This is a genomic window from Burkholderia sp. Tr-20390, assembly GCF_017104595.1.
GTDB lineage: Bacteria > Pseudomonadota > Gammaproteobacteria > Burkholderiales > Burkholderiaceae > Burkholderia.
In genome coordinates this window covers 1-3,890 of the sequence record NZ_JAAGPC010000341.1, presented here as the reverse complement: position 1 = coordinate 3,890, position 3,890 = coordinate 1, and the positions used below count along the sequence as shown (strand labels likewise).

Here is a 3,890-nt window from a genome sequence, read left to right as displayed (position 1 = left end):
GTTCGGGCCGCGCGAGTTTCGCGCCGAGGCCGCCCGCGACCTCGTAGCCCATGCACGAGTACGCGTAGTCCATGTGGTAGTTGCCCGGCGCGCCGCTGCGCCACAGCTTGTGCAGTTCGGCCGGCAGGTCGTACTTCGGCAGTGCGTCGTTGCTCGACGTCGCGGCCGCCTCGCCGCGCGCGTTGCTGATCAGCATCTGGCGGCGTTGCAGGTACGCGTTACGGACGAACGAATACTTGTCGAGCGCCGCGGCATCCAGCACATCGCCCGCGCCGAGCAGGTTCGAACGCGTGTTGACGAGGTTGACGCCGAACAGGCCCCAGCTCAGACCATCCGGCTTCACGTACGTGAGCGGGTTGCCGACGTAGTCGACGCCCAGGCCCGCCGTGTCGCGCAGCGTGCTCGGGCCGAGCAGCGGCAGCACGAGATACGGGCCCGACGGCATGCCGTAGCGGCCCATCGTGATCCCGAAGTCGGCCGTGTGCTTCGGCAGCTTCGCGATCGTCGCGACGTCGAACAGGCCGCCGACGCCGAACACCGTGTTGATCACGACGCGCATGATGTCGCCGACGCCGTCGGCAATGCGCAGCTGCACGATGTTGTTCGCCGCGATGTAGACGTCGCCGATGTTCGAGAAGAAGTTCGTCACGCTGTCGCGCACCGGCTGCGGCACCACGTACTGGTAGCCCTTCGCGACCGGCTTCAGCGCATACGTGTCGACCGTGTCGTTGAACTTGTACATCGACCGGTTGAAGCCTTCGAGCGGATCGCCCTTGGTCGGCGTCTGCACGGTCGCGCAGCCGCTCAACGCGGCGACTGCCGCTACCGCCAGCGCGGCCTGCCTGATGCGGATCGTGTGCATGGTCATTCCCTCTTGTTTTCTCTCGTGTGGTTATTGGCCGGCCGAACCGGACACCGCCGACGCCGGCACCGCCACCGGTGCGGGCGCGGCTGGCGCGGCGGCCGATGCACCGGCTGCCGGCTTCGCCCCGCCCGCATCGGCGGCCTTGCTGTACAGGAACTGGCCGATCAGGTTCTCGAGCACGATCGCCGATTGCGTCATCGTGATCGTATCGCCCGACTTCAGCATTTCGGTGTCACCGCCCGGATCCAGGCCGATATATTGCTCGCCGAGCAGGCCCGACGTCAGGATCTTCGCCGACGAATCCTTCGGGAACTGATACTGGCCGTCGACATCGATCGTGACAAGCGCCTGGTACGTATTGGTGTCGAAGCCGATCGACTTCACGCGGCCGACCACGACGCCCGCGCTCTTCACGGCCGCGCGCGGCTTCAGCCCGCCGATATTGTCGAATTTCATCCTCACCGAATAGGTCGGCTGAAACGACAGCGAGCTCATGTTGCCGACCTTGAGCGCCAGGAACAGCACCGCAAGGAAGCCCACCACCACGAACAGGCCGACCCAGAAGTCGAGAGCAGTCTTTTTCATCGTCATCCCAAAATTTGGCTTGGCTGAGGCTTAGCTGAACATCAGCGCGGTCAGCAGGAAATCGAGGCCGAGTACGGCGAGCGACGCGAACACGACCGTCTTGGTGGTCGCGCGCGACACGCCCTCGGGCGTGGGCTTCGCTTCATACCCTTGATACAGCGCAATGAAGGTAACGGCGAACCCGAACACGATGCTCTTGATCACGCCGTTGCCGACGTCGGCCCAGACCTGCACGCCGCCCTGCATCTGCGACCAGAACGCACCCGGATCGACGCCGATCAGCACGACGCCGACGAAGTAACCGCCGAGCACGCCGACCGCGTTGAAGATCGCCGCCAGCAGCGGCATCGCGATGATGCCCGCCCACATGCGCGGCGCGATCACGTTCTTGATCGGGTCCACCGCCATCATCTCGAGCGCGGTGAGCTGTTCGCCGGCTTTCATCAGACCGATCTCGGCCGTGAGCGACGTGCCCGCACGCCCCGCGAACAGCAGCGCGGTGACGACCGGCCCGAGCTCACGCACGAGCGACAGCGCGACCAGCAGGCCGAGCGCCTGCTCGGAACCGTAGCGGTTCAGCGTGTAATAGCCCTGCAGGCCGAGCACGAAGCCGACGAACAGCCCCGACACGGCAATGATCACGAACGAATAGTTGCCGAGGAAGTGGATCTGCTTCGTGACCAGCCGCGGCCGGCGCAGCAGCGGGAAGAATTCCAGCACGAGGCGCACGAACAGCCGCGTGCCGTAGCCCGCGCGTTCGAGGCCGCCGATGACGTAACGTCCGATCGCGCTGATCATGCGCGCCCTCCGCCGAGGCCGAAATCCGCTGCGAGCGGCGGGCTCGTGTAATGAAATTTGAACGGGCCGTCCGGCGCGCCGTCGATGAACTGCCGCACGCTCGGATCGGTCGACGCGCGCAGCTCGTCGGGCGTGCCCTGCGCGAGCACGCCGCCATTGGCCAGGAAATACACGTAGTCGGCAATCGCGAACGATTCCGGCACGTCGTGCGTGACGAGGATCGACGTGGCGCCCAGCGCCTGGTTCAGCGTGCGGATCAGGTTCGCGGTGATGCCGAGCGAGATCGGATCGAGGCCCGCGAACGGCTCGTCGTACATGATGAGCTGCGGATCGAGCGCGATCGCGCGTGCCAGTGCGATGCGGCGCGCCATCCCGCCCGACACCTCGGACGGCATCAGGTCACGCGCGCCGCGCAGCCCGACCGCGTTGAGCTTCATCAGCACGAGGTCGCGGATCAGGTCTTCGGGCAGGTCGGTGTGCTCGCGCAGCGCGAACGCGACGTTCTCGAACACCGACATGTCGGTGAACAGCGCGCCGAACTGGAACAGCATGCCCATCTTGCGGCGCAGCGCGTACAGGCCGTCGCGCGTTTGCGCGCCGACATCGGCGCCGTCGAACAGCACCTGGCCGCGGCGCGCGCGCACGAGGCCGCCGATCAGGCGCAGCACGGTCGTCTTGCCGCAACCCGACCCGCCCATGACCGCAACCACCTGCCCACGCCCGAAGCGCAGGTTCAGGTTGGACAGGACGAGGCGGTCGCCGTAGCCAAAGTCGACGTCGCGAAGTTCCAGCAGTGTCTCGGTAGGAGTGGGGCTCACGGAGCTGACAGTCCTTTTACGCAGAACGCCGAATTATAGGGCCTGCATTGGAATGATGTCGTGAAGCCGTTCCGGGCCCTGCGGTCAACGATTGTCAAATTGTCCGGGAAAGCATTGCTGCAATGCAGCAATGGCAGCCCGATAGTCGGTCGCGCCCGTCACCGCACTGACCACCGCGACACTGCCGACGCCCGTTGCCAGCACGCCCGGCAGCGCGTCGAGCCCCACCCCGCCGATCGCGACGAGCGGCGCCTGGGTGCCAGCGAAGCGCGCATAGCGGGTGATCCGCGCGAGGCCCTGTGGCGGCGCAGCAACGGCCTTGGTCGCGGTCGCGTACACGGGGCCAAGCGCGAGGTAGCTCGGGCGCTGGTGCAATGCCCGCAACATTTCGTAATAACCGTGGCTCGAAAGTCCGAGCCGCAGGCCCGCGCACGCGATCGCGGCCAGATCGGCCGTCTCGAGGTCTTCCTGGCCCAGATGAACGCCGTACGCCCCCTCTTCTGCAGCGATCTGCCAGTGATCGTTGATGAACACGCGCGCATCGGAATAGCGGCGCCCGGCCGCGACCGCGCGGGCGATTTCCCGCCGCAAGGTGTCCGGCGTCGCGCCTTTCACACGCAGTTGCACGGTCCGCACGCCGCAATCGAGCACACGCTCGACCCATTCGGCGTCCGGCACGACCGGATACAGGCCGAGTTGCGCGGGACACGGCGCGAACGCGGGTTCGGGCGCGGCCGGCAGCCCGGCGACCCGCGGGAACCGCGCGGCGTCGACCGGCCACGCATCGGCGGCGCGGGTTTCATCGCCGTCGCGCCAGGCCAGCA

Annotated in this window: 5 protein-coding genes; all 5 read right to left on the bottom strand. The window is 66.8% G+C overall.

All coding sequences use genetic code 11. From position 1 onward, the window contains the following. Positions 1-862, bottom strand: an 862-nt coding sequence (locus G3N98_RS38570) for an MlaA family lipoprotein (protein ID WP_241026282.1), incomplete at its 3' end; no start/stop codon positions are given. Positions 863-892: 30 nt separating this feature from the next. Beyond that, positions 893-1,456 carry an outer membrane lipid asymmetry maintenance protein MlaD gene (gene mlaD, locus G3N98_RS38565; RefSeq protein WP_089439068.1) on the bottom strand — a complete coding sequence of 188 codons (564 nt, stop codon included), beginning with the start codon at positions 1,454-1,456 and terminating at the stop codon, positions 893-895. A gap of 24 nt (positions 1,457-1,480) precedes the next feature. Further along, a complete protein-coding gene (mlaE, locus tag G3N98_RS38560; RefSeq protein ID WP_006486220.1) occupies positions 1,481-2,248 on the bottom strand; it encodes a lipid asymmetry maintenance ABC transporter permease subunit MlaE in 768 nt (255 codons plus the stop codon). Further along, complete coding sequence (locus G3N98_RS38555) at positions 2,245-3,066, bottom strand: ABC transporter ATP-binding protein (RefSeq protein WP_006477138.1); 822 nt, start codon at positions 3,064-3,066, stop codon at positions 2,245-2,247. Before G3N98_RS38555 ends, mlaE begins: the two co-directional genes overlap by 4 nt. An 84-nt stretch (positions 3,067-3,150) precedes the next feature. Further along, a partial coding sequence (gene thiE, locus G3N98_RS38550; RefSeq protein WP_206151056.1) for a thiamine phosphate synthase occupies positions 3,151-3,890 on the bottom strand: 740 nt, incomplete at its 5' end.

What these genes read in the sequence shown, in the direction of transcription:
- mlaD (WP_089439068.1), bottom strand. Translation starts at nt 1,456, where the DNA reads ATGACGATGAAAAAGACTGCTCTCGACTTCTGGGTCGGCCTGTTCGTG.
- mlaE (WP_006486220.1), bottom strand. Translation starts at nt 2,248, where the DNA reads ATGATCAGCGCGATCGGACGTTACGTCATCGGCGGCCTCGAACGCGCG.